A 26,431-nucleotide genomic window follows, 5' to 3' on the forward strand; every position below is an offset into this window, starting at 1 on the left:
CACCCCCAAAATTAATTTTGGGGGTGCTTTCACTATGGAAATAATACATTACCAGATTTGAACGCGGTCCTCGGGAGCAAGATACATTCCGTCTGTCGGAGTAACTTTGAAGGTAGTATAAAAATCTGTCAGATTTTTGACCTGGACGCTAGCTCGTAATGGTGAGGGAGCATGGACATCGATGGAAAGGAGTAGTTGTTGGTACTCAGTGGTGTCCGTGGTTCGCCAGATTCTAGCCCAGTTAATAAAGAATTCGGTCAAGTCAACCGGGGTAGCTTGTTTGGCAGCAGCTTCTGCACAGCTCAAACCGCCGGCATCGGCAATATTTTCAGAGACTGTCAGTTTGCCGTTCACTTTTCCGTCGGCAAAGGGAAGCCCATCGAATTGATTAATCATCCGGTCAGCGAGCTGTTGGAAATGTTCGTGATCTGCGGATGTCCACCAATTGTGTAGATTACCAGTTTCGTCAAATAACGAGCCATTGTTGTCAAACGCATGAGAAATTTCGTGGGCAATCACGGCACCAATGCCACCATAATTGGCACTTGGCGACTGTTCGAGGCTGTAAAAGGGCGCTTGGAGAATCGCTGCAGGGAAAACAATGATGTTTTTGAAAGGATGATAGTAAGCGTTGACGGTATTAGCACTCATTTCCCAGCGGGTTCTTTGGACGGGCTGATTCCACTGGGCAAATTTTTCACGTTGGCTAATGGCAATGATATTAAGCGTATTTTCTAATAGAGATTGTTGTTCGTCAACGTGGAAGAGCTGATAAAGTGGATCTAACTGGTCAGGATAACCAACTTGGATCCCAAGATTTGCCAGTTTTTTCTGAGCCATTTGCTTGGTTTTTGGACTCAACCATTCGTTGTGGGCGAGCCGATTCTGATAGACGTCAATCATAGCTTCAACCATGTGGTGGACGTCAGCCTTGGCTTGTGGACCAAAGTAACGTTTTCCATAGTAATCACCTACCACCTGGTCAAAGGTTCCGGCTGCTAAATAGTAGGCCGCTTTTTCAGGTTTGACAGCGGTCTTTTTGCCAGCAAGTGCACGGCTAAATTGCCCGCCAACTTGGCGAAATTCTTCGGAAAGATAATTACTGAAGCGGTTGACCGTTTTAACTAGCAACCAGGCCCGCAGGTTTTCAAAGTTGTCGGGACGCAACAATTCACCGAGATGCGTAAAAAAGTCTGGTTCAGTTACAATAATTTTTTCTGGAACTTGGTCGACCAGAGCGTTTAACAGGGCGCTTAAATCTAGGGCAGAAGTAGCGTGGGCGAACTGCTCGGCGGTATAAGGATGGTACATATCGCTATAGTCAGCCGCTTCTTCAGCTGATTTAACCCATTTAGCAACCTCGGCATCAAACGCTTGTGCCTGTTTAACTATTGCCTGGGCGTCGTGGCTGGCAACACCGGTAAGTTCTAACAAGCGGGCACTCATTTTAGCAAAGATGGGCATGAGTTGTTCGTAAGCCGGATTGTTATTTTGATAGTAGGTCTTATCAGGTAAAAACAGTCCCGGTCCACTGGCATAGAGAGCCATGGTGGTGGCATTTTTCATATCCGGATCAAGTTCTAGACTAAGGGGAGCTGGGAGTCCAGTTAAAATCCAATCACTCAGTTGCTGATTAAGGTCTGCATAAGAAGTTAGTTGAGTAACGCGGTCGATTAACGGACGGAGCGGAGTAGCACCAGCCTGCTCTCTTGCAGTAAAATCCATTGCTAACCGGTAAAATTTAGTATACTCAGCTAACTCTGGCGTGGTCGGTGTTGTTTGCCCAGTGCGAAATGCTTCTGAATCATGCATCAGGGTCTTGTCAATGTCATCGACAAGATCCATGAAACCACCCACGGAGGCGTGATCCGCTGGAATGACGGCTTGTTTTAACCAAGCCCCATTGACTGCTTGATAGAGATCTTGTTTTAGCAGTGCTTGATTAATAGGAAAATCGGTTTTTTTCATAGGTTGAGATCCTTTCTAAGCTGACGGAATTGTTTAAATGGTATCAAAAAAACCGTCGCAAGGAAACAGCGACGGTTTTATAAATGAGATTATTTTTTTAAATCTTCAATTGAGTTAACGTTTTTCATATACTTTGGTACGGCCAAACCGACTTTGGCACCAGGACAGTTGGTAGCGACGACTTGAACCTGGTTTTTGAACTTCTGGTATAGGGGACCAGAAGTCGTTGGAAGCCAAGCCGACGTAGTTACATCAGCAGAACCTCGAGCAATCGAAGCCCACTGTGGTTGCGCCTCCATGGCAGAAATTGTGACGTTATAACCTTTATCACGCAGAATTTGAGCGGTAACGTTAGTTGATGCAATTGCATCGTCCCAAGTAACGTAGGTCATCCGGACCTTTTTGCCATTTCCATCGGGGACACCTTTCGTCCATTCAGCAACCTGTTGGGGATGGTCTTTGATAAATTGCTTGGCGGTTGTTTGTGGATCAGCACCCTTGAAATTCTGATACATTACGTTGCCCATTAGATTAGAATTCCAGTGAAATTGCTGAAAGAATTTATAAGCGCCTGGATTGTCCTTTTCAAAGCCTTTGCGGGAAACTGTTTTGATTTCTTCAGCTTTTCCGTAAATGTTTTTGGGATCTTTCAAGAACTTGATGGGGTATTTTTTAAACATCCAGTGTGGTTGCCAGGCCGTGACCACAATCGGCTGTTTATATTTAATTGATTTTTGTAGCTGACTGCACATGGCGGCAGTGGAACTAGTTTGCAACTGCCAGTTTTGTTCTTTCAGCCCATATGCGGGGATAACCTTTTGGGTTGAGCTCATAATTCCTGCACCAGCATCAATTCCGGTAATGGTGGTGTGCACCTGAGGACCCAATTTAGCCTTTGAGTCGTATTTCTTTGGAGTAATACTGCAAGCGGTCAGAGCTATTGTGAGTATTCCCAAGGTTGTGAGACCGAGTACAGTCTTTAAATATTTGCGTTTGCGCATGCAGACACCTCCTTATTTGTTCTGGTGACGTTTGCTACTACCCAAACCTTCTGATAAGCGATCCAAGATAATGGCAAGAATCACGATGGCGATTCCAGCAGCAAACCCAGCGCCGGCATCATTTCGACCAACGGCAAAGTAAACTAATGAACCTAGTCCCATCGTTCCAATCATAGAAGCAATGACAACCATCGATAGTGCTAACATCATTCCTTGATTAATTCCAGAGATAATCGTGGTTCGAGCAATCGGCAGTTCAACTTTATACAATTTTTGCCAATTATTACAGCCAAATGCGACAGCTGCCTCTTGTAAGTCTGCCGGAACCTGTTGGATTCCCAAACAAGTGGTGCTGACAATTGGTGGCAAAGAAAAGATAACGGAAGCAACAACCCCAGGCACCATTCCGATACCAAAGAGGGCCACCGCTGGGATCAGGTACACAAAGGCTGGCATGGTTTGCATAAAGGAAAGGATCGGTTTAACGATCATATTAACCGTGTTACTTTTGGCCATCCAAATTCCGAGGGGAACTCCAATGACAATAATAATCAAACTAGTAGCTAATACCAAAGTGAGGGTCTGGGTCATATCGTGCCAAAAGCCTTGATTCCAGATCAGTGCCAATCCGAGCAGTTCGAAAATCATGAAGCCCCAGTGTTTGGTGCTCCTCAAGATATACCAGGTTAAGGCTAAAATTATAATAATGAAGAGCCAGGCTGGGAAAAGATCTAAAATCCACTGAATCGAATCTAAGATGGCACCAATCCCGGCAGTTAAGGCATTGAAAAATCCAGCAAAGCCGGTTAACCAGTTTACAAAGCTGTTAATCCATTTAGCTAAAGGAATTGCCGGGATGCCACTTAAAATTACTAGAGCGTTATTCATGATCACTGCCTCCTTCAACTCGTTCACCAGAAAGTGCTTCTAACACGCGACTTCTGAGAATGATTCCCTCTAGATGTTTTTCATCATCTAAGACTGCAAAGGGAACTGGTGATTTTGAAATTTCGGCCATTAAATCAGAAAGTGGTTTTTCAGCGGTAGTACGTGGAATGTTTGTATTTAAAACATCGTGTAAATCACGCTGATTGTTTTTTAACATCTGATCAACATCATCGGCATCGATGAGTCCTAAGAAATGCCGGTCGTTATCGACCACAAAGATACTAGAAATTTGATCGTCGTTCATGCGACGGAGCGCCATTTTAGGACCGTCTTTTTCGATGTTAACGGTATTAGGCTTGATCATGACGTTCCCGGCAGTCAAAATCTTAGAACGGTCAACGTTTTCAATGAAAGCTTTGACGTAATCGTTTTTCGGATGGGTTAATAGGTCTTCAGGAGTATCAACCTGAACTACGTCACCGTCATGCATCATCAAAATCCGATCCCCAATCCGCAAAGCTTCGTTCAGATCATGACTGATAAAGATGATCGTTTTGTGCAATTGGTGTTGCAGATCCAGTAGCTCATTTTGCATCTCGCGTCGGTTTAACGGGTCAAGTGCTGAGAACGCTTCGTCCATTAAAAGAATGTCAGGATCATTGGTAATGGCCCGAGCTAAGCCCACTCGTTGTTGCATTCCTCCGGAAAGTTCGTCGGGATAACTATCGTCATAGCCCTTTAAGCCGACTAGTTCCAGTGATTCATGTGCTTTTTGATTACGCGTTTCCTTGGCCACTCCCTGGACTTCTAGTCCAAAGGCAGCGTTATCAAGAATCGTACGGTTAGGCAGAAGTGCAAAATTTTGAAACACCATGCTCATTTTTTTGCGCCGCAAATCGAGTAAGCCCTTACCGCTTAGTTGCATAATATTTTCGTCATCGACATAGATAGTACCAGAGGTAGGTTCAATGAGTCGATTAAACATTCGCAACATTGTGGATTTTCCAGATCCGGAAAGCCCCATGATGACGAAAATCTCGTTATCATTGATGGTAAAGTCGGCATTGTCAACCCCTACCGTACTATTGGTTTGAGCTAGAATATCGGCTTTACTTTTTCCTGCTGACAAAAGTTCTTGTGCTTTATTAACATGGGGACCAAAAATCTTACTAAGATGGTCGACCTTGATTTTGACTTGTTTTTCAGCCACAGAACTACTCCTTTCTATTCGAGGTAACTCCAAATTAAAAAAACCTCCATAACAACATAACAAGTTCAAGTTTGAATTGTCAAACAAGTTACAACTTGAAAAAGCCGATATGACGGAATTTTTAAAACTTTTAAGCGTGGTCAAGCTAATGCTGAGTAAGGGATCCCGCAGGTTTATTTTTAGTAAAAATTAATTACATTTAGAAATAATGTCCAAAAATAATCCCAACAAAATAATGGATAAACATAGTAATGATTCCAACAAACACATTCCGAATTACTGCAATCTTGACCATGCCATTACCAAGTTTGGCGCTGAGAAAACCAGTGATGGCAACAGCTATGATTACGGCTAGAATGGTTCCATCCCATTTTAAATTACTGGGCAGGAGGGTCATCGCTAATAAAGGCAAGACGCCTCCACTGGCGGCCGAAATTAGGGAAGAAAATGCAGCACTCCAGGGACTCATGTAGCGGTCAATCTCAAGATCGTATTTGATTGATATCATCGTTTGCAGGGGCCGTTTGCTTAGGAGATCATCAGCGATGGCTGTTGCCGTGGCTTCACTGATGCCTCGGGCTTGGTAGTAAGCAATGACATCGGCACGTTCACTTGCAAAATCCACTTCTAGTAAGCGTTGTTCCTTTGCAACGGCTGCTTTTTCGGTGTCACGTTGGGAACTAACGGAGGCATATTCGCCACCAGCCATCGAGAAAGCACACGACAATAAATCAGACAGCCCGGCGATAAAAATTGTAAATGGATTCGCATTGGCAACCGCAACGGAGAACAGTACTCCAACCACGGTCAGAATTCCATCGTTGGAGCCAAGAACACCGGCTCGCAGGACATTTAATTTTTCATCCATGGTGGTTTTGCGATGACGATTAGGTAATTTCATAAGCTCCTCCTAGGCCAAAATCCCGACTAAGCGTCCAATGAGATAAGCAACGGACATCGTAATCAATCCAGAAATAACATTGCGCAACAGTGACCGGAGTCGATTGGCCTGGCTTAAAATAGCAGCAATGTAGCCGGTGATAGCTAGCGCAATAACCACTGCTACAAAGGTGGTGAGAACGTGCCAGTGCGATGGACCAATAAAAATCGAAATGAGTGGAAGCAGCGACCCCAAGGGAAAGGAAATCATTGAAGCAATTGCAGCGGCATAGGGACTGGTGAATTTGGTGGGATCAAACGAATAGCGCTCTCTGACCGCAGTTAACAAGGGGTCCTTATCCATCATTTCATGAGTGGCTTGGGTAGCCAGCTCAGGAGCAATCCCAGTAGCAAGGTATTTTTGCTCCACAAATTTAAACTCCGCTTGAAAGTGATGCTTAAGGCGACTTTTTTCGCGAGTGATCGCCTGACGTTCGGAATCTTTTTGGGTGTTGACAGAAACATATTCACCCATAGTCATCGACACGGTTCCAGCTAGCATCCCAGCTAATCCGGAAATGAGAATAGCCCAGTCACTGGTGGAAGCACCAGCCACCCCGAGTACAATCCCAGCAATTGAGAGAATACCGTCGTTTGCTCCCATGACACTGGCCCGTAAAACATTGATTTTTTGGGCCAGTGAAAATTTTGGTTGTTGACTCATGAAAGACAACTCCTTTATAATATTTATAAATTTATATCAATTATATTCTAGACCATCTTACTCGAAAAGTAAAGTTAATTTAGTAACAAATTAAAAAAATCTCAAACCAAACAATTATCATCTTGGTTTGAGACGTTGATCTTTCAGAGTTATTTAGATTTATTTCTTTGTGGGATATGGCACAATCTCTAATTTTTGATTTACAAATTGTGCCATATAGATGTCTTCTAAACGAGTGTGATGTTGAGCCAACATTTCCTCTAGTTGGGTTTCTGTAAGTTTTTGATGGTCTAAGACAGCCTTGTTAATTTGACCATCGGTGATAATCGGATAGTTAACGGATTCATCATCATAGGTGGTAACGGTTAACTGACCATTTTGCTCTAAGGTAGCATTTTTAACATCTTTAACACTGGTAATTCCATGAGTTCTTAATTTAAAAGCTAGCTCATTGGCATTGATACCACTTTGTAATGACCGAGTTACGTTAACTTGTCCGTTATCAATCAAGACTTGTGGATTACCGTTAATGAAACGATTGAGTAGATTACTTTGACCAGTTAAAAACTTAGCGGTAAAAACAATCACGGCCCAGATTAGTAAGATGACTGCAAACTGCATTACGGTAATTTGGGGATTATAGATAACTCCGCCAATGATCCCCCCAAGAATGTAGTTTTGGAGCTGATCAACCGCATTAGAGGGCGCCAAATTTCCCTTTCCAGAGAGGTTGATTTGTAAGACGATCATGATGAAGCCGACAATAAATTTGAGTGCGACCGTGCCATAGTCATTGTTATTATCAATAATGCTGGTCAGACTAAAACTACTTTTATTGATATGTTTTGGTGAACTAACCAGCTTGACGGGCTCTAAACGGTAATTAGATAAATCATTATTAAAATGCAAGACAAAATAATGATTACCAGCTTGGATCGTCATTCCATCGCTAAGATTATTAGAACTGGCATACATTTGGTTCAGTGGAACCTGTTTTTCTTTCGCAATTTTTTTTAAAACCGTTACCGTTTGTCCGGTTTTGGTATCAGAATTTTGTTGTTCGAGAAACTGACCGGTCTGCATCACAATGATTAAGGCTCCGATCAGAGAGACGAGCACCAGCAGATTTCTAAACCGCGGATTATTACGGTTACGATAATAAAAGAAGGCGGTACAACTGATGATTGTAGCAATGAGGATGACGAGTCCAATAAAGAGATAATTACTAGCGCTGAAGTTATGGATGAGATATTGATACGAGTATAAATTCATAATCCGCCACCTTAGATGATAAGTTTAATTTAATAACTATTATAACAGAATCCACCCCTAAGAGCAGTTAACAACAGGGCACTGCTAGTTTAACCATGATAAAACCCCATGATTCAGCCGAAATCGACCAATTCATGGGGTTTAAATCACGCTATTTATTTTGAGCAGTTTCTTTCTTTTGACAATCGGAACAAATTCCGTGAATTTCTACATTTGTGATGGTTGGTTTAAAACCATCTTTAGTAGCAATTTCTTTGAAATGTTGTTCAATCTCTTCAAATTCTGGATCTTCCAAATCAAAAATATTATTACAATTGTCGCAAGTTGCATGCAAGTGGGGATGGTCATAAAAATCATACCGATAACCACCGTCGACGCTTGGCATCTCAATAATGAGATTCAACCGCTTGAAAAGTCGTAAATTGTTATATACAGTCGCCATACTCAAATTTGGAAACGTCTTTCCCAAAATATGGAAAATAGTTTCAACTGAGGGATGGTCATCAGTATCAATCAAGTACTTTAAAATAATTTGTCTCTGGGGGGTAATCCGCACATCGTTATCTTTCAAACGTTGCATTGCATTATCATATCGCTCGTCCGCCATAATAAGCCTCCTTCCTTTTAAAAATTTGTTACCCTAAACATAATAGAACCAACCGGGGCAACATTTCAACTAATAAAGATTATAAATCTTCATTCCAGAAATTCTTAACCTTTTCTTTAAACTGATGTTGGTTGCACACAACTTGATAATGAGACCAATGAGGCGGAAATAGCCTGGTATATCTTTTCTGAGTGAATCTTTGGTCAAAAAGAGCAACAATCCCACGATCAGTACTAGAACGGATCAATCGTCCAGCGGCTTGCAAGACATGATTAAAGCCGGGGAGTTGATAGGCGTATGCAAAGCCGAATCCATTTTTTTGGGTAAAATAGTCCTGGAGAAGATTAGTTTCAGGGTTGATCTTTGGCAAACCGACACCAACAATGGCAACGCCAATCAGTTGTTTGCCAACTAGGTCAATTCCTTCTGAAAAAATACCGCTCAGTAACGCAAAGCCTAGGACTGGTGGTTGCTCAGGGGCAAAGGCCTGTAAGAAAGATTCGCGGTCATCGCTAGACATGTCAGCCGTTTGTTTCACGGTCTTTACTTCGGGATATTTGCTAAGGAAGGCTTGATAAATCTGATCTAGGTAAACATTAGAGGGGATGAAAACCAGGTAATGCCCCGGATTGGCACTAATTAAAATTTTTAGACTTGCCAATAACTGGGGCAGTTCCTTTGTCCGGTTTTGATAAGTTGTTTTTAGATACGATGTGATCAAAACCGCTTGTCGTGCGGGTGGAAATGGTGAAGGTAACTGGTATTGGAGACTGTTAGATTCAGCACCTAGGAGCTGGCGATAATACGGTAGCGGTGAGAGTGTTGCTGAGAATAAAATGGATCCGCCCCCTTGTTGCAGGGTTTCAGCGATAAACGGACTGGGATCCAGGCAAAGGAGTCGGACACAGGTTTTTTGATCGACCCGCAATACCCGCCAACGAAAATGGTCATTAAAAAGTTCAACGAGCTTTAGATAGCGTAAACAGACAAAGTAATAGGCGAGAACCTGCTCGACAAGTGGACTCGGCTCCCGTTTTCTAAGCCATTGATGTAAGCGGGCACTAAGTTTTTCGATGGCAGTATTGAAATCTTCGTCAGGGTTAGTTTGATTAATAAATTCGACCTGCTGTTCCACCAACGATTGGTTTAGGTTAGTAAAAGAGCGTTGGACGCGGCGTAGGGCAGTCTTGACTTTACGCGTCGCTTGATCAGCTGGAAGGGCGTTTAATAGTGGTTGAATTGGTTCGTCATCAAGCTCTGTGGAATACATTTCGCGAGCCCGATCCACAAGGTTATGGGTTTCATCAATTAGATAGCAGTTTAGTGGATTTTCAACGGCAAAGAAGCGCTGTAAATGGATGATGGGATCAAATAAATAGTTATAATCACCAATGATGACATCACAAAAAAGACTGGCATCCAGTGAAAATTCAAAGGGATCCAGCTGGTAGGTTTGTGCATAACGCTCAATGATAGGACGAGTTAGTTGGTTTTGATGAAGCAATAAATCTTTGAGTGCCGGTTTGAGTCGATCATAATAGCCTAGCATGTAGGGATTGGCATCATCTGCTACGCCCTGTTCGGCTGGAAATCTGATCTGATCCTTGGCCGTAATCGTCAGACTGTGAAGACGTAGTCCTTGTTGGCTGAGAGCTGCAATGGCTTGCTCGGCTACCCGGCGGGTACTTTGCTTAGCTGTTAAATAAAAAATACGTTCGCATTGCCCAGTCCCTAAGGCTTTAATAGCGGGGAAAATGGTGGAAATGGTTTTCCCAGTACCGGTTGGGGCTTCCACGAAGAGGTGACGTCGATTTACGATCGTTTTATAGACGACCGCCGCAAGTTGGCGTTGACCTTGGCGAAACTTTGGAAAGGGAAAGTTAACCTGATTAGCACTGGTGATGCATTCCTGTTTTAGCTTGGTTTTTAGTGCCAGCCATTCTGCGTACTCATCGGTAACCTGTTTAAAAAAGGCGGCAGCGCTTTGTCGATCGATCGTTTTAGTAGTAATCTTACTAGTTTCTTCAGGGGTTTGGACGTAGATCAAGCGCATAGTAATACTAGAAAGCTCCGGGTTTTCAGCAAATAGGAGGTGAGCATAAATTTTTACTTGTCCCCAGTAAAGCTGCAACTGATTTTCAGTTAGTTCAGAAAATTCAACATCAGAAGTTTTAATTTCATCAATTTGTGCGTGCTTCGCTGCGAAAACCACCCCATCAGCGCGACCGTGGACCAGTAAAGGCTGGTCGGCTAGTTGGATGGTTGTTGATAAAGCGTATTCAGCATGATAGGCTTTTCCCTGCTTTCGCTGGAGTCGTTGGTGAATTCTAGTTCCAGCCTGGGCGGTATTCATACTAGTTTGTTGGCGATTGAGGTCGCCACTACGAAGAATAAAGCTGACCAACTCGCGGACACCGATCCTACTGGGCATGGCAATCAACTCCTCTGTTTAGTAAAAAAACAACCACTAGGGTTGTTTACTCTTCGGCCCAGCGATTGTATTTTTTAGCATTTTTCCCCATATCACGAATGGCTTCTTGCACTAATTCTTTAGCAACTTGTTTATTTGTTGCAGAATCGACTTGATAGAAGTTATAGACAAAGCCGGTAGCAATATCTTCGTATTTATCTTTGCGACCAAAACCGTCATCTTGTAGGAGTTGATCAATACCGCTGATCTCATCTTTCCCCGCCTGATACAGTTGTTGAGCTAAATCAGGTTTTGGTCCTAGGATTGATTCGGCGTATTTAATCAAAAAGTCGTTCATATCGATGATGACCTTTGCGCGTTCTTGACGTTCAATTTTTTTTCGTTTTGCCATGAAAACACCTCATTATATGGTTAGTTGATTAGTGACGAACACTGCGACCTGGCTGGTGCGAATGTATTTTGGTGGTCCGAACCTGTCGTTTGGGGCTATTTTGTGGTTCAATTAGCTGAAAGTCAACCAGTTTCCCTATCCAAGGCTGACCCGCTAAGCGCACAGCTGACCAACGTAACATGATTTGATAAATGCGGTTGGCGGCAGCGACACGAGCCGGTTGTTGTTCACGGCGGGCTGCCGGTAAAATATCAGTTACAACCTGTTGCGTTAACTGGTGATGATATTGCAGGAGTTCGGTGGTCAGCGGTGCTCGACAGTAGGAATTGAAGAGTGCTTGCACTTTGCGGAGTGCTTCTTTGGAAGTATGCGGTTGATAGTAACGTTCCGATTCTTTCATTTGTAAGGACTCCTTATTTTTTTAGTATAGTTGAGAAGCGATCGAAATGAAACCCTTAGATTTGGTCAATCCATCGAATGGGTGGCGAGTGTGGTACTATATAAGCTGAGTATTTTATAATTATAGGAGTTTACTTCATGAAAAAAATTCTAGCAATTCACACTGGTGGGACGATTTCGATGTCACAAGGAGTGAACGGCGGAGTGCTACCAAATGAAAAAAATCCCATTGATAATAATGAAGTTTTGGGATTAACTGACATTCAATTAGAAAACGACGAATTATTAAATTTACCATCACCGCAGATGACGCCTGCGACGATGTTACGGGTGAAACGACGTATTGAGCAAGCGATTGATAATGGAATTGATGGAGTGGTGGTGACTCATGGAACCGATACTTTGGAAGAGACCGCCTATTTTTTGGATTTAACACTACCCAACACGATTCCAGTGGTAGTTACTGGTGCCATGCGCTCGTCCAATGAAATCGGGGCAGATGGAGTATTTAATTTCAAATCAGCCATCCAAGTGGCAGCTAGTGACAGTGCCAGAAATAAAGGAGTGTTAGTCGTTTTCAACAGTGGAATCTATGCGGCTCGTTATGTTACAAAGACCCATACGACCAGTATTGATACTTTTAAAGATCCCGTCTATGGAACTTTAGGGACGGTTGATCATGGTCAGGTTTCTTTTGCGCAACAGTTGTTAGGCAGTGCTTATAGCCAGATTGATCACGTAGTCGATCACGTGTACTTGTTAAAAGCGAGTGCGGGGATGGATGATCTCTTGTTAAACGCCGTTAATCGTCCAGAAACTCGGGGGGTTGTGATTGAAGCAATGGGAGCCGGGAACTTGCCAGCTTCGGTTTTAACTTCGATTAAATCCTTATTAAAGGCGAAGATTCCCTTGATCTTGGTATCCAGATGTTTAAGCGGTGCCGCTCAACCAATTTATGCTTACGAAGGTGGGGGGATTGAATTACGATCCCTTGGTTTGACGTTTTGTGAGCAACTAAACGGGCAAAAAGCCCGAATTAAATTAATTGTCGGCTTGAGTTGCGGAAAGACCGGAACCGCATTGCATAATTACATGGCTAATGCGCTTTCGTAGCAGAAACAGGTGGGAAAATGGCATCAGAACAGCGCTTAGAAATTAAAGAAAATCTGCGAATATCTTTGCAGCAAGAAACTTTGGTAAACGTCATGCAAAACAACTCTTCTATTTTTTATACGGGGATCGTGGTAGCTCTTGATCAGGGTGGGGTCATTATGACGACCTACACGGAAGATGGCTTGGCAAATGGTTACGTTTACTTGACCTACCAGGACATTTTTGATGTTGATTTTGAAAGTGATGACCTTGCTAAAATGGAACAGCGGATTCAAATGGCGCAACGGCTAAAATTAATTGACGCACAGCCAGTTCCTTATCAGCTGAATCAGAAGGTGGCGCTGCTTACCCAGGTATTGGGTACGGCGCTGGTTGAACAACAAGCACTCTTATTAACTCTGCAGGATGGGACGATGCTGGAAGGGTTTGTCACCGCTGTGGAGCGAGACCACGTCAAGTTACGTACTTTTGACAAATTTGATAATCGGGAAGCGGGGCAGCGCCAACTAGATCAGCATCAGATTTGTTCGGCGGAATTTTTAGGGACTGAGTTGCGGTTGTTAGGTCAATCACATTCGTTGCTCTTTCGGCCCCATCTTGAACCCCTTAGTGAGACAACATCACTCAAGATCTTTGCGATTCTCAACCGGGCTTGTGAAAACGGACAGCGGGTAATTATGGTTCCCAAACTTAAACCAGAATTATTTTTCATTGGTCAAGTGCGGGCGGTTAATGCTAATGCAGCGGTGTTTGCAGTGGTGGATATGAATGGACTGTTTGGTGGATATGAGTTGATTCGATTAGATGAAATTGGACAGGTGATTATTAAAAGTGATTATCTACGCTTGTTAAATCATTTTGTGGGGTTAAATCTTAGTCAGGGAACCTATCGGCAGCCGCTCCTAAACGATGAGCGCGCCTTTGATAAAACGGTTGATTTATTTCAAATGATTCTCGAACAGTCCCGCCGGTTTAAACGGCTAGTACGCATTAAATTGACGGACGGGACGGCTTACTTTGGGTTGCCGATTCGCAGTCGCCAGCCCGGGGAACTTGGGTTGCGGTACTTTGATGAAGATGATCCATTGATTAGTAAACGGAAACGATTCAGATGCAGTGAAGTGGTTGAGATAGCTTTTGACTATCTTGATGCTGAACTGACCAAGCAACAATTTTTAGGTCACCATTAGATTTATGCAATAACGGAGGTTATGATGGAAATTTCAACTAAGATGCAAGCTTATCAATTTAAAAGTTATCAAGGACCAGCAGCTTTTGCTACCGTAGCTACCCCGCAACCAGCGGCAGATGAGCTTTTAGTAGCCGTTATGGCGGTCGGTTTGAATCCCGTGGACTACAAAATTCAGGCGGGCAAAATGAAACCACTGATGAAAGCGAAGTTGCCCCTCACCATGGGCAATGAGTTCGCGGGGACAGTAGTCGCCGTTGGAAAGCAAGTTACCGGTATTGCGGTCGGTGATCGGGTGTATGGACGTCCTGATCACCAGCATGCGGGAACCTTGGCTGAGTATCTCACGGTACCAGCAACACAGGTTGCTAAAATACCAGAAAAACTGAGTTTTACGGAAGCAGCCGCGCTACCGTTAACCGGTCTGACCAGTTACCAAGTGCTTCATGATGTCGCAAATCTCCAACCCCAAGAACGGGTGCTAATTCAAGCTGGAGCTGGTGGAATTGGTGTGTTGGCCATTCAAATGGCCAAACGAATGGGAGCTTTTGTTGCCACGACCGCTAGTGCTGAAAATGCTGACTTTTTGCGCCAACTTGGAGCTGATCAGGTGATTGATTACCGAAAGACGGATTTCTCACAGGTGCTTCATGACTATGATCTGGTTTTCGATACGCTGGGTGGTCGGGCCTTGCAGGATAGTTTTCAGATTTTGCGTCCTGGTGGTCAAGTTATTAGTATCAGTGGGGTCCCAACTGCAGCACTCGCGGAATCACAGCAGCTGGGGATTTTGAAAGAATTAATGTTTGCGGCGGCTAGTTACCCATTACAGCGACGAGCGCGGGCAAAGCAAACTAAATACCAGTTTTTATTGATGCATCCAAGCGGTTCCCAACTGAAAATAATTTCTGATTGGGTCACCCACGATGAATTACATCCAGTGATTGCCAAGGTTTTTCCTTGGGAAGAAACGGGAGCTGCTTACGATCAGCTTAAGGCTGGTCACGTACGTGGTAAATTGATTGTCCAAGTTCAAAAATAGTGTAATGACAATAAAAACCGCCCACAGTGTGAGCGGTTTTTTAATTTATAAAGGTTTTTAAGTAGGCTACCTCAGATTAACGATGGTGAACGGTGAAATCACGATGATTCGTCTTCTCTTTATGATGAAGCAGCGGGATTCGCTAACAGTTGTTCGGTAATCAAATCGGCAACGGAAAAATTATGATCATGGACGGCAGGATGTGGCAAAGTAGTTGTCATCCACTCAATGCCACTCAAGGGTACACCCCAGACGTAAAGTTGATCATTTGGCTTTCCTTGCTGATTAATCGGATGGTAGGTGGATAAGTCAGTCTTTACTGCTCCACTAGTAACGGTTTCATTGTTCTCAGGATGAAATTGGTAGGCAGTGATAATACCTTGTTTTCGCAAAGAAACTAATAAAGAATTCGTGGTCCGTTTTAAATTGGCACTAGGTAACCGGGCTTCAATTATTGCCTGAGCAAGGAAAGGTTCATCTGGATAAAATTTGGAACGAGCCAAAAATTGGTGTTTAACTCCGACCACCTGAAGTTGTGGTCCAAGAATTGTTACAATTCCAGCCCGCATTAAAGCCATCAGTTCATCATAGCGTGCGACTGGTGGACCAGCAGTTAGAAATCCGGCAAATGAATTAAAGCTCGGAAGAAATTTTTCTACATAATCACGATCGGTAAAGGCCTGGTCAGTGACTAGCCGTTGAATAGTGGTTCGTAGATCGATCAGCGTGGCAAGTGCGCCTGTAATGGGAGCATGATTTGAACCTTGCCGAGCATCGGCCACCAGCTTGGCAAGCCAAGTTTGGAGGGTCTGTTGGTAATCGGCAATGTTCGTAATTTTAGTTCCAGCGACAGGATTTAGGATGGTTTTCCAATCCAGTCGCTCGCCGGGATGCCAGTGGTAGTTGTTTAAGAAGGCTGTGCGATCAGCGGCAGCCGCAAAGCCAGCGCTAAACTCAGCGACATCAGATTGGGGATGATTGTTTTGCAATATGATGCGATAGTAGACGTTCTCAATTTCTGCTTGGACGAGGTTAATAAAAGTTTTAAATGGCAACTTGCCAGCAACTGATCCCTGCTGGATGTGAGCAGGATTTAAAAAAATAGCAGGTCGTTGTTCCCCAACTTGGGCTTGGTTGATTGGTTTTGGATAATAAGGCACTCCCCGTCTAGATCCCGCAATAATATGGGGCTCCTGACCAGAAGGATGATATGTCAAACCGTGGTCCCCACTCCGGGTAAAGCGACCACCCCGAGCAGTTGTAAGTTGGCTAAGATAGTCAAAAAACGAAAGACCCATCCCCCGTATGATGACATTAGTTTTAGGCTTGATGTTAGTCAAATCAACTTCGTTGGGGTGATTGGGACCAAGATAGGTTAGCTGATGGGCGGTTGCATAGTCCTGAAGCGCTTGTTCAGTTTTTGTTAGTTGATTTGCAACATTTCCAGAGCTAATCACTAGTTTGTTAACATTGATTTGTTGTTTGGGAGTCACCAGGATGAACCCAGTGGAAGTTGGTTGGGCGGCGGTGACCGTGGTTGGTAAATAAGTAACTTGCTGCTGTGGGACCAACCGGTTTAATTGTTGGCGATAGAACCATTGACAATAAACACCAAAGAGAGCTCGCGGAGCATAGTCATTTGGCTGTAACTGCTCCATCAGCGCCAAAAAGTCATGCTGATAGTTTTCCTGGGTAACGAAGTCACGAGCAACCTTGCTCTGAGTCCATTCATAGAAGTTTGCACCGGGTTGATTATCATTAAATAGGGTTACTAGTTGTGCTGGTGAATTCATAATGTAATCCAAAGGTTGGGTTGGGGACCAAACTTTGCCCCCAATTGGATTGGGATCGAAAAGTGAAATTGAGAGTTTCCCTGTTTGTGATGCTGCCTGTAAAAGGTCTGCTAAGAGAATGAGACCTCGCGGACCAGCGCCAATAATGCCAATGTGCATAATATCATTCCTTTCAGCCCTACTTTAGCATACGTTTATTAAAATTGCTTTCTTTCAGATATTCAGTAAATTGGGTTATAATAAATCAGATTATTGAATTAAAGGGGAGAAATCAATGGCGATTCCAGAAAATATGGAAGAAATTAACCAAGAGCTCGGTCGGCAAGCCGCTGCTGGTAACCAGATAACCGAACGCACCCTGATTCTACAGACCGTGCAACAACTGCTCCAGCAGTATTTAATTGCAGCAGAAGAGGGATTCTATGATACCGTTACACTGGCCGATGACCGAACTTTGATTTTTTCAAGTGTGACCGGAAAACAGTTGGGGACGTATCAGGCTCGTGGCATTGATCTAGTGGCAGACTTTAAAGCAGATGCACTGCAGTTACGCTTGGACTTAGAAACCGCTGCCCAACAGATTGCCGGGGGTCGATAGCTCGGTGTGCGGGGTTAAATTAGCACCCCACTTCAGAATGGTCAGCTGGTTAAGAAATAAAGATTGAATTTTTTGCAAAATAGGCTACAATTAAACTATTGGGCGCTCCTAGTGTAATGGATAGCACATGAGATTTCGGTCCTCATAATCCCGGTTCGATTCCGGGGGAGCGCATTTTGGGCGGTAATTGAAGCGTTGCTGCCCATGCCGATGAGACACTTGGAGACATCCTACCACTGGTACTGGTTGGAAGTCTCTTTTTCTATTGACGTTATTTCCACATTAATAATATGAGCTTATGGCTTGGAGGCAGGTATTGAAAAAACAAGATAATCAGAAAACTGGTAAGTTTAAAATTCGAAGCTTTGCTGGTTTGATCCGCCAAACGAAACCCCAATATTGGCAGTTGCTGGTTGGTTTAACGTTAGGGTTAATCGCTACCCTGGGGCAACTGGTAGTGCCTAAGTTTGCGCAACTGTTGGTTAACGAATTTAGCAAGGGGCTAAATGGCACCTTGTTGGCAATTATCATTGCGCTGTTTATCCTTAGCGCAGTTATTAGCGCAATTTCTGGGACTTTTTTGGGAGCCTTTGGTGAGCAAGTAGTTGCAAAATTGCGACAAATTTTATGGGAAAAATTGATTAATCTAAAAATTACGTATTTTGATAACGTGAAGGTTGGACAGATGACCTCACGATTAGTTAATGATTCCGACCAGATTAAGGATTTATTATCTAACTTTTTCCCCAATGCCGTTACCGCTATTTTTCAACTGGTGGGAGCTTTCTTCTTCATGTTGGTGATGGACTGGCGAATGACGCTGATTATGTTCATTGTTGTGCCGGGAGTCTTCATTATGATGCGCCCGATTATGCGCCAGACAATGAAAGTGGGACATGCTCGCCAGGAGACTCTTGCGGATTTCAATGGTCAGGTGGATGACACTTTGAGTGAGATTCGGCTAGTAAAAGCATCAAATGCGGAACAGTACGAGGTAACGACGGGACATCAAAGCATTAATCATTTATATCAAATCGGTTTAAAGGAAGCCATTTACAACTCAATCGCTGGGCCATTGATGGGAACCACGATGATGGCTTTAATGGTAGGACTATTAGCTTATGGAGCTCACCGGGTGGCAACCGGAACGATGACGATGGGAACGTTATTTGCTTTTTTGATGTATTTATTTCAGGTGATCTCCCCGGTTTCGATTTTAGGACAATTTTCAGTTCGGGTAGCAAAAGCGAGTGGAGCAACAGAGCATATCCAGGAGTTGTTAGCAGAGACCGAAGAAGATTTTTCCCAGCCGACAATCCCTGTGGTTGCTAATCAGCCGTTGAATCTAGAACATGTTGATTTTTCGTATCAAACAGGGCAACCGATTTTGACCGATATTAACATCACGGCTAAACCAAATACTACTGTAGCTTTTGTTGGTCCATCTGGGAGTGGAAAATCAACGATTCTTAATTTGATTGAGCGGTATTATCAGCCCACAGCCGGTGCCATTAAAATCGGGACACAAGATATTCACGATTTAAATCTTAAGAGTTGGCGCCAGCAGTTAGGGTTTGTTAGTCAAGATTCAGCGATTATGGCTGGAACGATCCGCCATAATTTGACTTATGGACTGGCAGGGGACTATTCCGATGATGAAATCTGGCATGTGTTGAAACTGGCCTATGCCGATGAATTTGTTCGTCAAATGGATCAGCAGCTCGATACCCAAGTGGGGGAACGAGGAGTTAAAGTTAGTGGAGGACAACGACAACGTTTAGCGATTGCCCGCGCATTTCTGCGCAATCCCCAAATTCTAATGCTTGATGAAGCTACCGCTAGTCTGGACTCGGAATCAGAGGCCATGGTGCAAAAAGCGCTGAATCAGTTGATGGCTGGCCGTACCACCTTGATTATCGCCCATCGGCTGAGTACGATTGTGGATGCTAACGAGATTTACTTTATTGATGATGGTCAAGTTAGTGGCCACGGAACTCATCAAGAACTGATGCAATCGCTTCCTAAATATCAGGAGTACGTTAAAATTCAATTTAAATAGCCTAAAAAATTAGAGCCCCCGAAATCTTGACTTTGAGATTTCGGGGGCTCTAATTTTTTCTAAATTGTTAGGGGGAATTTCATCGCCCTTAAATGGTTTATCTGGTGGGAACTGCCTGCGCTAATTGAATAATAACGCGAACTGCCTGTTCCATGGTCTGTAATGACACAAATTCAAAACGACCGTGCATGTTTTCCGGACCGGCAAAGATATTTGGGGTTGGAATGCCCATGAAAGAAATTTTGGATCCATCAGTACCCCCACGGACAGGGAAAATATGAGGAGTAATTCCTACCTGTTCCATGCTTTTTTTGGCAAGTTCGACCGGCGTTAGATCTTTTTTTAGGACTTCACCCATATTGTAGTATTGGTCAGTTAACTCTAAGTGGACTCTTGGGGTTCCAAATTGTTGATTTTGCTGAGCAACTAAGTTAGTGAAGAGTTGTTTGCGGTCTTCAAATTTTTGCCGGTCAAAGTCACGAATGATGTAGTTTAGGGTCGCTTCGTCACAGTTGCCAGCGATGTCTGTCAAGAAGAAAAATCCTTCGCGACCGGCCGTGTGTTCTGGTCGGTCATGCTTAGGCAGTTGCTCGTGAAAATTAATGGCTAGTTGTGATGCATTCACCAGCACGTCTTTTGCCTCAGATGGATGCACATTAGTTCCTTTGAAAGTAACCGTTGCAGCGGCAGCATTGAAGGTTTCGTATTGCAGATCGCCAAGCGGGCCGCCATCAATTGTATAGGCGAAATCAGCCCCAAAATCGTTAGCATCGAAGTGGTCAGCCCCAGTACCAATTTCCTCGTCGGGACCAAATCCAACGACAATTCGCCCATGTTTTGTCTCGGGATGGGCTTTAAGAAGCTGTAGTGCCGTCATAATTTCTGCAACTCCGGCCTTATCATCAGCTCCCAAAAGAGTTGAGCCATCAGTGGTAATGAGGGTTTGACCGGTATAATTTTTAAGGTTGGGAAAGACCGCTGGGTCGAGGCGGTAATTACCGGTGGCATCAAGTTTAATAACCGAATGACCGTCGTAATTTTTGATTATTTGTGGATTGACGTGTTCAGAATTGAAATCAGCCGTATCTACGTGAGCAATTAACCCGAGGGTAGCACGAGGAGCATCGTCCGTTGCTGGTAATTCAGCAAAAACATAGCCACTTTGTTTATTGGTCCGGACGTTTTGAAGGCCAAGTTTCTGTAATTCCTCCTTGAGGTCAGCTAAAAAAGCGACCTCTTTTTGATCGGAGGGAATGGTTTGTGACGTGGGATTAGATCGGGTGTTGACCCTGACATATCGTAAAAAGCGATCGCGTAATTCATTAGTATTGACGTCCATGAATAAAGTCCTCCTGAGGATAAAGTAGCTTAATTATAGCATGTTGCTAAGGTTAGAGCCGGTTTGTGGCATAAAAAAGGGAGCCGCATTAATGGCGGCTCCGGTTATAGCTTAGAGATCGGTGGGCGTTAGGACCACGTCGTCAGCGTATTTAGTATTAGTAGCCTCTGGAAAGTAAACTCCGTACCAAAGGATAAAGGTATAAATCGTAAAAATCTTTTGCATGCTCGATTTTCCATGAGCGTGCTGTTCCAAAATATAGTCGAGTTGGTCAACATTAAAAAACTTTTCGGCGATATCAGAGTGGAACGCTGTCACAATTCGCTCGTGGTATTTCGGATCATTAATCCACTGAGCAATTGGAGACGGAAAGCCAAGCTTTTCCTTATCAGCTACGACCTTAGGCACTTGTGATGCGGCAGCTTTGCGAAAGGCAGCTTTCGTAATTGGCTGTTTGTTTTCAAAAGTGATTCGCGTCTTGGTTGGCATCGTGGAGGCAAAGCCAGCAACTTCTTTATCAACTAAGGGAGTTCGGACTTCCAAACTATTAGCCATGCTCATTCGATCTGCTTTTTGCAGGATATCAAAGGGCAGCCACGTGTTAATATCAAAATACTGTTCTTGCGTAACCTCATCTTGATCGGCCACAGCATCAAAGAGATGCTTGGTGTACTTGGCAGTATCTCGATTTAAGGCGGGGTTTTTTAAAACTTTTTGGCGATCAACTTCATCAAAGACGTAGTTCACCCGATAATATCTTCGCCAGAGGGGTTCGGCACCACGAATTAAGAACCGGCGCCCATGGAATCTTGGGAAAATACTGGCAGCCTTTCCAAGGGCTCGCCTAATGACACCAGGAACTATTTTCTGGTAGCGCTCAAAGGTGAAAGCCTCTAGATAGGTGTTGTAGCCACCAAAGAATTCGTCGGCCCCTTCACCAGAAAGTGTAACCGGGACATCCTTACGCGCGCCTCGAGATAAGAAAAACAACTGGGGAGCCGAGGGATTAGAAAGCGGTTCGTCCATATAGTACATCATGGTTGGTAGTAGATTAAAATAATCATCACCATCAATTGTAAGGGGAGTATTTTCCTGGTTAATCTCCTTAGCAAATTTCGTTGACCAGCTCAGTTCACTAAATTTGGAGTTATTGAATCCCAATGAAAAGGAATGGATAGGTTTAACTTTCGCTGCTTCATTGAAAACGTAGCTAGAGTCAACCCCACTAGAAAGAAAACTGCCGACAGGAACATCCGCAATCATGTGAGCTTTAACAGACTCTGCGACCAGCTTTTTAATCTCGTCAGCTGCACCATCGATTGTTTGAGAATGATCAATGTGATCATAATTAAACTGATAGTAGCGGTGCAGTTCTTTGTGACCATCTTTGTAAATAAAGTATTCGCCAGGCATTACTTTATAAACGTTTTTGAAGAGGGTTTCGGCAGACGGAATAAATTCAAAACTCAAGTGGATCGCTAAGAGAGCCTCGTTAAATTCCTTTTTGAAGTTAGGATTAGCTAAAAAGGCTTTTGCTTCAGATGCCCACATGAAATTGGTGCCATCATCGTAATAGTAGAGGGGCTTAATGCCAAAATGATCGCGAGCACCAAAAATTTGATTTTGTTTTTCATCGTAGATGACGAAGGCAAACATTCCGCGGACTTTACTTAATAACTTATCAGGACCCCAGGCTTCGTAGCCACGCACCAGTACCTCTGAATCACAATCAGTATTGAAGGTTTGCCCGTCAGCAATTAGTTCCTGCTGTAGTTCTTGGTAGTTATAGATTTCACCGTTGAAGGTTAGCACGCTGGTTTCATGATCACCAAACATCGGCTGGGCTCCGTGAGCTAGATCGATAATTGAAAGCCGCCGAAAGCCCATTGAAATATTTTCATCTTGAAAATAACCATCATCATCTGGACCACGATGTTTAATTTTATTTGCCATCTCGTTAATCGTTTGTTTGGGAATTCCATTTTTGTTGACGTAACCACAAAATCCACACATGGATATTTCTCCTTTAATTTTAAAAGTTCAGACACTAGTACTTAATTTTACGGATATTTTACAAATTTACCAGTTAAACGCCGGAACTAATTATTAAATATCCGTAAACAAGCCGCCGGGCTCCTGGTGGGGGGATGTTTTAACACCAAACAAAAATGCTTACCGAAAGCAAAATTCAGCAAGCATTCGTTAATCATTTGCTACTTGATAGGTTCGTTATCTAGGTTAGTTCTTACAATCATTACATCACAGGGAGCGTGTGAATTAACAAAGCTAGCCACTGACCCAACTAAGATTCGTTCGGCAGTACTTTTGCCAGTAGCGCCCATCATGATTAGATCGATTTGGTAATCATGGGTAAAGTCATAGGTAATGACGTTGCGAGGGCTACCAAACCGAGCGTGATAATGGATGTCTTTTACACCGGTTTTTTGGCTAGCTCGCTCAGTAATTTTTTTGAGATAGGCTAATTCGTCATCGACCATCTGCGTGATCGTACTACCATCAATGGCACCGTAGGAGAAACCGAAACTAGTAGTATTTAAAACGCTCAAGACATCGATTCGTGCGTTATTCCGCTGAGCAACTTCGCAAGCTTTTTGAAGTGCTGCTTCCGCTAGCTTGGAACCATCAACGGGAACTAAAATGCGCTTGTATTCGTTTTGCATATGCAACCTCCTAATTTTTGACTGGCAGTTTAATGGATGCCGAGGCAAGAACGTGTCCTTCTAGCTGTTGGTAAAGTTGATTCAACCAGAAACCATCAGTAAGTGGCAATTTTTGGTCAACCGCATAGACAGTTAGTTGATATTGATGTTCCTTATCTGGCGGCATGGGACCCAAATAATGCTGAAAAAGGCGCGGATCAGTTTCTTGGACAAGGTTACCTGCCAAACTATTATTACCATGAGTCATCGCAACTTTATCACTTTGACTGGCATTTTCAGGTAATTCAGTGAGCGTGGCGGGCAAATTAGCTGCCACCCAGTGGATGTAGGTAAAACCACAAACGGGAATGGCATCATCGTCAAGTAACACCAAGGCTAATGAAACAGCTGTTTTTGGGACATCCTCAAATGTAATTGGAAATGAAGTTATTGGGTGATGATGAAGCTGATAATTAGCAGATGCGTGCTTTGTATAGGCATCAGGAAGATAACCGTTTGATAGTGGTACTTGAATTTTCATTGGAACCCCTCCTGTGGTCATTATAACCTAAAAAGGGCGGTAAGAAAAAATTAATTTGAAACAACCAATCACCGTTCGAACGTCAGCACGTAGAAGCCCTGGCTATTTTGCGTAATGGTGTAGTTATTGTATCCAGCGGCGAGCCAGTTATTTTGTGTTGCACTAGCCCAGTTTTTTGCATCGACAACTGAATCAAAAACATGCGGTTGCGCAAACTCTGATGAGGTTGAGTTTGATGGGTCACTTCTTGGTGATTCACTTTGATCAGCAGGCTTGCTTGGCGTAGCTGTGGCTTTTTTGGTCACCGGGGTGTTCGTTGTGCGGGTTGGAGTTGCTTGCTCATTATTTTGATTTGAAGTTTGGGATGGTGAATTTTGCGCTTGCTCCCCGCGTGGTTTTGGTGGGGGAGACTGCTTAGTTTGTGATTTTTTAGAAGTTGGCTTTGTGGTACTAGGTTGGGACGTTGAATTAGTAGGCTGGGTTCGATGGATGATAAAACGGGCGGAGATGGCTAATGCAAGGACCACAACGGCTAGCCCGATGATCCAAGGCCAGATGCGGACGGGTCGATGTTTTTGTTGTCGTGTTTGCGTAGTGTTGAAATCATAGTGCCGATAACGGTGCTCTGACGATTCGTTTTTCATTTCATTCCTCCAATCACTAAAAGATTAGCACATTAAGCCGATAAAGTTTGAAGTATCAATCGCTAGTGCTCTTTAACGCGATCATTAACGGATTGGGCATCCGTCATTTCGGCAGTATTTTGATAGCTGTGAACTCCCCAGTAATAGAAAACCAGGGCCATTAAAATGATAACAAGAAAGTCAAAGGGGTAATGAATCCAGTTCTGTCCGCCAAAGGGAGTAGATCCAATGTAGGAAAACCCGGCCATGAAACACAGATAAGCAATCATCCACCAACTTCCAGCAAATTTTTGTTTGGTGTTGGACCAGTTTAACTTTCCTTCGTAAAAGAAATAGAATGGTAGGCCTAGGGCAATCACGATGATAACCTCCATCGTTGTCGGCCACATTGCCCAGTAAATTGCCAGGCTGGCTAAAACAAAGGCTAGGGGAGCCATTATTTTATAGGCATTGATCCGAACCGGACGTTTGAATTGGGGAGCGTGTTTTCTAAGGGCAGCTAGGGTCACGGGTCCGGTCGCATAAGCAATCAACGTGGAGGTTGAGATTACGCTGGCAAGAATCGCCCAGTTTTTAAAGACAGATACTAACAGACAACTAATAATCCAGTTGGCAATCATGGCAATTCGGGGGGTGCCCCATTTTTGATTGATTTTTCCGAGGAACTTAGGCATGTGGTGCGATTGGGTCATCGCCGCCAGCGTTCGACTGGTCGAGGCCACAAAGGAGACCCCCGTTCCAAACGGTGAAACAAAGGCATCAAGATAAAGAAGGATCACTAACCAGTTAATGTTTAACATAATGGCTAAATCGGCAAATGGTGATTTGAAATTGATGCCGTTCCAGCCAACTTTTGCGAGCATCTGTGGCTCGATCGCACCAATAAAGGTAAATTGCAACAAAACGTAAATGGCAATACTAATAATTAGGGCAATCACAATTCCCCGCCAAATATTTTTTTTAGGATTTTGAATTTCATCCCCGATGTTAATCACCGTTTGAAAGGCGTTGTAAGAAAAAATAATTCCAGAAACCGTAGTGGCTGCAAAAATTGGCGCCGATCCATAGGGAAAGAAGCCACCGGCCGCTGCCATGGTAAAGTTTTCCGGATGAAACCCTGATAGTAACAACATAATAATGGTCACAGAGGGCACGACGAGTTTGAAAATGGACGTCAGACTTGTGAATTTCGTCAAGATGTTCACTGACCAGTAGTTTAGTAATGTAAAAATCAAAATGAATAAGAAAACTACTAGTAAGCCACTCGTAGTTACGGTACCATTACTAACGAATCCATGGGTCCAATTGGCCCAACTCCACGGCCAAGAACTCATATATTGAACTGCGGCAACGGCTTCGATAGGGAGCAAGGTTACCAAAGAGACCCAGTTAGCCCACGAAGCAATGAAACCTAGTAGGGGTCCGTGGGTGTAACCGGCGTATTTACTCATCCCCCCACTTTCTGGAAACATGGTACCAAGTTCGATATAAATGTAAGCAATAATTCCGATTACAATGGCACCGATGATCCAGGAAATGATGGCCGCCGGACCGGAAATTTTGGCCGCCTCCCATGAACCAAAGAGCCATCCGGACCCAATGATCGAACTGAGGGCTAACATGACAACGCTAAAAAGTGACATCTTGGTTTTAGTGATTTTAGCTGGATTGTTGTTATTCATA

At 43.7% G+C, this 26,431-nt stretch carries 23 protein-coding genes and 1 tRNA gene; 6 read left to right on the forward strand and 18 right to left on the reverse strand.

The genetic code is table 11. The features are described 5' to 3' along the window. Positions 1-48 precede the first annotated feature (48 nt). The 11 genes from B808_RS01135 to B808_RS01185 form a co-directional block, all read right to left on the reverse strand. Entirely contained in the window at positions 49-1,968 is a 1,920-nt protein-coding gene (locus tag B808_RS01135; RefSeq protein WP_009167086.1) for a M13 family metallopeptidase, read from the reverse strand. A gap of 89 nt (positions 1,969-2,057) precedes the next feature. Continuing rightward, on the reverse strand, positions 2,058-2,969 hold the full coding sequence (locus tag B808_RS01140) for a glycine betaine ABC transporter substrate-binding protein (RefSeq protein ID WP_035421440.1): 912 nt from the start codon (positions 2,967-2,969) through the stop codon (positions 2,058-2,060). Between the two features lie 12 nt (positions 2,970-2,981). Then, on the reverse strand, positions 2,982-3,857 hold the full coding sequence (locus B808_RS01145) for an ABC transporter permease (RefSeq protein ID WP_035421443.1): 876 nt from the start codon (positions 3,855-3,857) through the stop codon (positions 2,982-2,984). After that, the gene (locus B808_RS01150; protein ID WP_009167089.1) at positions 3,850-5,067 is read right to left on the reverse strand and encodes a quaternary amine ABC transporter ATP-binding protein; all 1,218 of its coding nucleotides are present in this window, start codon (positions 5,065-5,067) and stop codon (positions 3,850-3,852) included. The genes B808_RS01145 and B808_RS01150 overlap by 8 nt, the downstream gene beginning before the upstream one ends. A gap of 199 nt (positions 5,068-5,266) precedes the next feature. Continuing rightward, complete coding sequence (locus B808_RS01155; protein ID WP_035421445.1) at positions 5,267-5,968, reverse strand: VIT1/CCC1 transporter family protein; 702 nt, start codon at positions 5,966-5,968, stop codon at positions 5,267-5,269. Between the two features lie 9 nt (positions 5,969-5,977). Then, positions 5,978-6,670 (reverse strand): VIT1/CCC1 transporter family protein, encoded by a 693-nt coding sequence (locus B808_RS01160; RefSeq protein ID WP_035421446.1) that lies wholly within the window; start codon positions 6,668-6,670, stop codon positions 5,978-5,980. Between the two features lie 159 nt (positions 6,671-6,829). After that, positions 6,830-7,942: a DUF3290 family protein gene (locus B808_RS06320; RefSeq protein WP_009167092.1), complete on the reverse strand. Its 1,113-nt coding sequence runs from the start codon at positions 7,940-7,942 to the stop codon at positions 6,830-6,832. Positions 7,943-8,093: 151 nt separating this feature from the next. Continuing rightward, positions 8,094-8,549 carry a Fur family transcriptional regulator gene (locus B808_RS01170; protein WP_009167093.1) on the reverse strand — a complete coding sequence of 152 codons (456 nt, stop codon included), beginning with the start codon at positions 8,547-8,549 and terminating at the stop codon, positions 8,094-8,096. A gap of 79 nt (positions 8,550-8,628) precedes the next feature. Beyond that, positions 8,629-10,980, reverse strand: coding sequence for an ATP-dependent DNA helicase (locus B808_RS01175; RefSeq protein WP_035421448.1), 2,352 nt, complete (start codon positions 10,978-10,980; stop codon positions 8,629-8,631). A gap of 46 nt (positions 10,981-11,026) precedes the next feature. Next, positions 11,027-11,371, reverse strand: a complete 345-nt coding sequence (locus B808_RS01180; RefSeq protein WP_009167095.1) for a hypothetical protein — start codon at positions 11,369-11,371, stop codon at positions 11,027-11,029. A gap of 28 nt (positions 11,372-11,399) precedes the next feature. Then, the gene (locus B808_RS01185; protein ID WP_035421450.1) at positions 11,400-11,771 is read right to left on the reverse strand and encodes a hypothetical protein; all 372 of its coding nucleotides are present in this window, start codon (positions 11,769-11,771) and stop codon (positions 11,400-11,402) included. Between the two features lie 137 nt (positions 11,772-11,908). Between B808_RS01185 and B808_RS01190 the strand changes: the two genes are divergently transcribed. The 3 genes from B808_RS01190 to B808_RS01200 are packed head-to-tail and all read left to right on the forward strand — an operon-like array spanning position 11,909 to position 15,114. After that, positions 11,909-12,883: an asparaginase gene (locus B808_RS01190; protein ID WP_035421452.1), complete on the forward strand. Its 975-nt coding sequence runs from the start codon at positions 11,909-11,911 to the stop codon at positions 12,881-12,883. A 17-nt stretch (positions 12,884-12,900) separates the two neighbouring features. Beyond that, a complete protein-coding gene (locus B808_RS01195; RefSeq protein WP_009166905.1) occupies positions 12,901-14,073 on the forward strand; it encodes a hypothetical protein in 1,173 nt (390 codons plus the stop codon). A gap of 24 nt (positions 14,074-14,097) precedes the next feature. Beyond that, positions 14,098-15,114, forward strand: a complete 1,017-nt coding sequence (locus B808_RS01200) for an NADP-dependent oxidoreductase (protein ID WP_009166904.1) — start codon at positions 14,098-14,100, stop codon at positions 15,112-15,114. 119 nt (positions 15,115-15,233) lie between these two features. Here B808_RS01200 and B808_RS01205 read toward each other — a convergent pair whose 3' ends face one another. Then, positions 15,234-17,066, reverse strand: coding sequence for an FAD/NAD(P)-binding protein (locus tag B808_RS01205; RefSeq protein ID WP_009166903.1), 1,833 nt, complete (start codon positions 17,064-17,066; stop codon positions 15,234-15,236). 115 nt (positions 17,067-17,181) lie between these two features. Here B808_RS01205 and B808_RS01210 point away from each other — a divergent pair, with 115 nt between their 5' ends. The 3 genes from B808_RS01210 to B808_RS01220 all read left to right on the forward strand — a co-directional run bounded on the left by B808_RS01210 (position 17,182) and on the right by B808_RS01220 (position 19,564). Continuing rightward, positions 17,182-17,505 (forward strand): hypothetical protein, encoded by a 324-nt coding sequence (locus tag B808_RS01210; RefSeq protein WP_009166902.1) that lies wholly within the window; start codon positions 17,182-17,184, stop codon positions 17,503-17,505. 102 nt (positions 17,506-17,607) lie between these two features. Continuing rightward, positions 17,608-17,679: transfer RNA gene (locus B808_RS01215), tRNA-Arg, on the forward strand. 124 nt (positions 17,680-17,803) lie between these two features. Further along, complete coding sequence (locus B808_RS01220) at positions 17,804-19,564, forward strand: ABC transporter ATP-binding protein (RefSeq protein ID WP_051393779.1); 1,761 nt, start codon at positions 17,804-17,806, stop codon at positions 19,562-19,564. A gap of 97 nt (positions 19,565-19,661) precedes the next feature. Here the strand turns inward: B808_RS01220 and pepT are convergent, their stop codons facing one another. The 6 genes from pepT to B808_RS01250 form a co-directional block, all read right to left on the reverse strand. After that, a complete protein-coding gene (gene pepT, locus B808_RS01225) occupies positions 19,662-20,903 on the reverse strand; it encodes a peptidase T (protein WP_035421454.1) in 1,242 nt (413 codons plus the stop codon). A gap of 111 nt (positions 20,904-21,014) precedes the next feature. Further along, entirely contained in the window at positions 21,015-22,916 is a 1,902-nt protein-coding gene (gene asnB / locus B808_RS01230) for an asparagine synthase (glutamine-hydrolyzing) (protein WP_009166899.1), read from the reverse strand. A gap of 200 nt (positions 22,917-23,116) precedes the next feature. Further along, positions 23,117-23,584 (reverse strand): universal stress protein, encoded by a 468-nt coding sequence (locus tag B808_RS01235; RefSeq protein ID WP_009166898.1) that lies wholly within the window; start codon positions 23,582-23,584, stop codon positions 23,117-23,119. A 10-nt stretch (positions 23,585-23,594) separates the two neighbouring features. Next, positions 23,595-24,104 carry a YbhB/YbcL family Raf kinase inhibitor-like protein gene (locus B808_RS01240; RefSeq protein ID WP_035421456.1) on the reverse strand — a complete coding sequence of 170 codons (510 nt, stop codon included), beginning with the start codon at positions 24,102-24,104 and terminating at the stop codon, positions 23,595-23,597. 68 nt (positions 24,105-24,172) lie between these two features. Then, positions 24,173-24,748 (reverse strand): superantigen-like protein SSL4, encoded by a 576-nt coding sequence (locus B808_RS01245; protein WP_009166896.1) that lies wholly within the window; start codon positions 24,746-24,748, stop codon positions 24,173-24,175. Positions 24,749-24,810: 62 nt separating this feature from the next. Further along, entirely contained in the window at positions 24,811-26,430 is a 1,620-nt protein-coding gene (locus tag B808_RS01250; protein ID WP_009166895.1) for an APC family permease, read from the reverse strand. Position 26,431 lies beyond the last annotated feature (1 nt).

It is taken from the genome of Fructilactobacillus florum 8D, from assembly GCF_000512295.1.
GTDB classification, from domain to species: domain Bacteria; phylum Bacillota; class Bacilli; order Lactobacillales; family Lactobacillaceae; genus Fructilactobacillus; species Fructilactobacillus florum.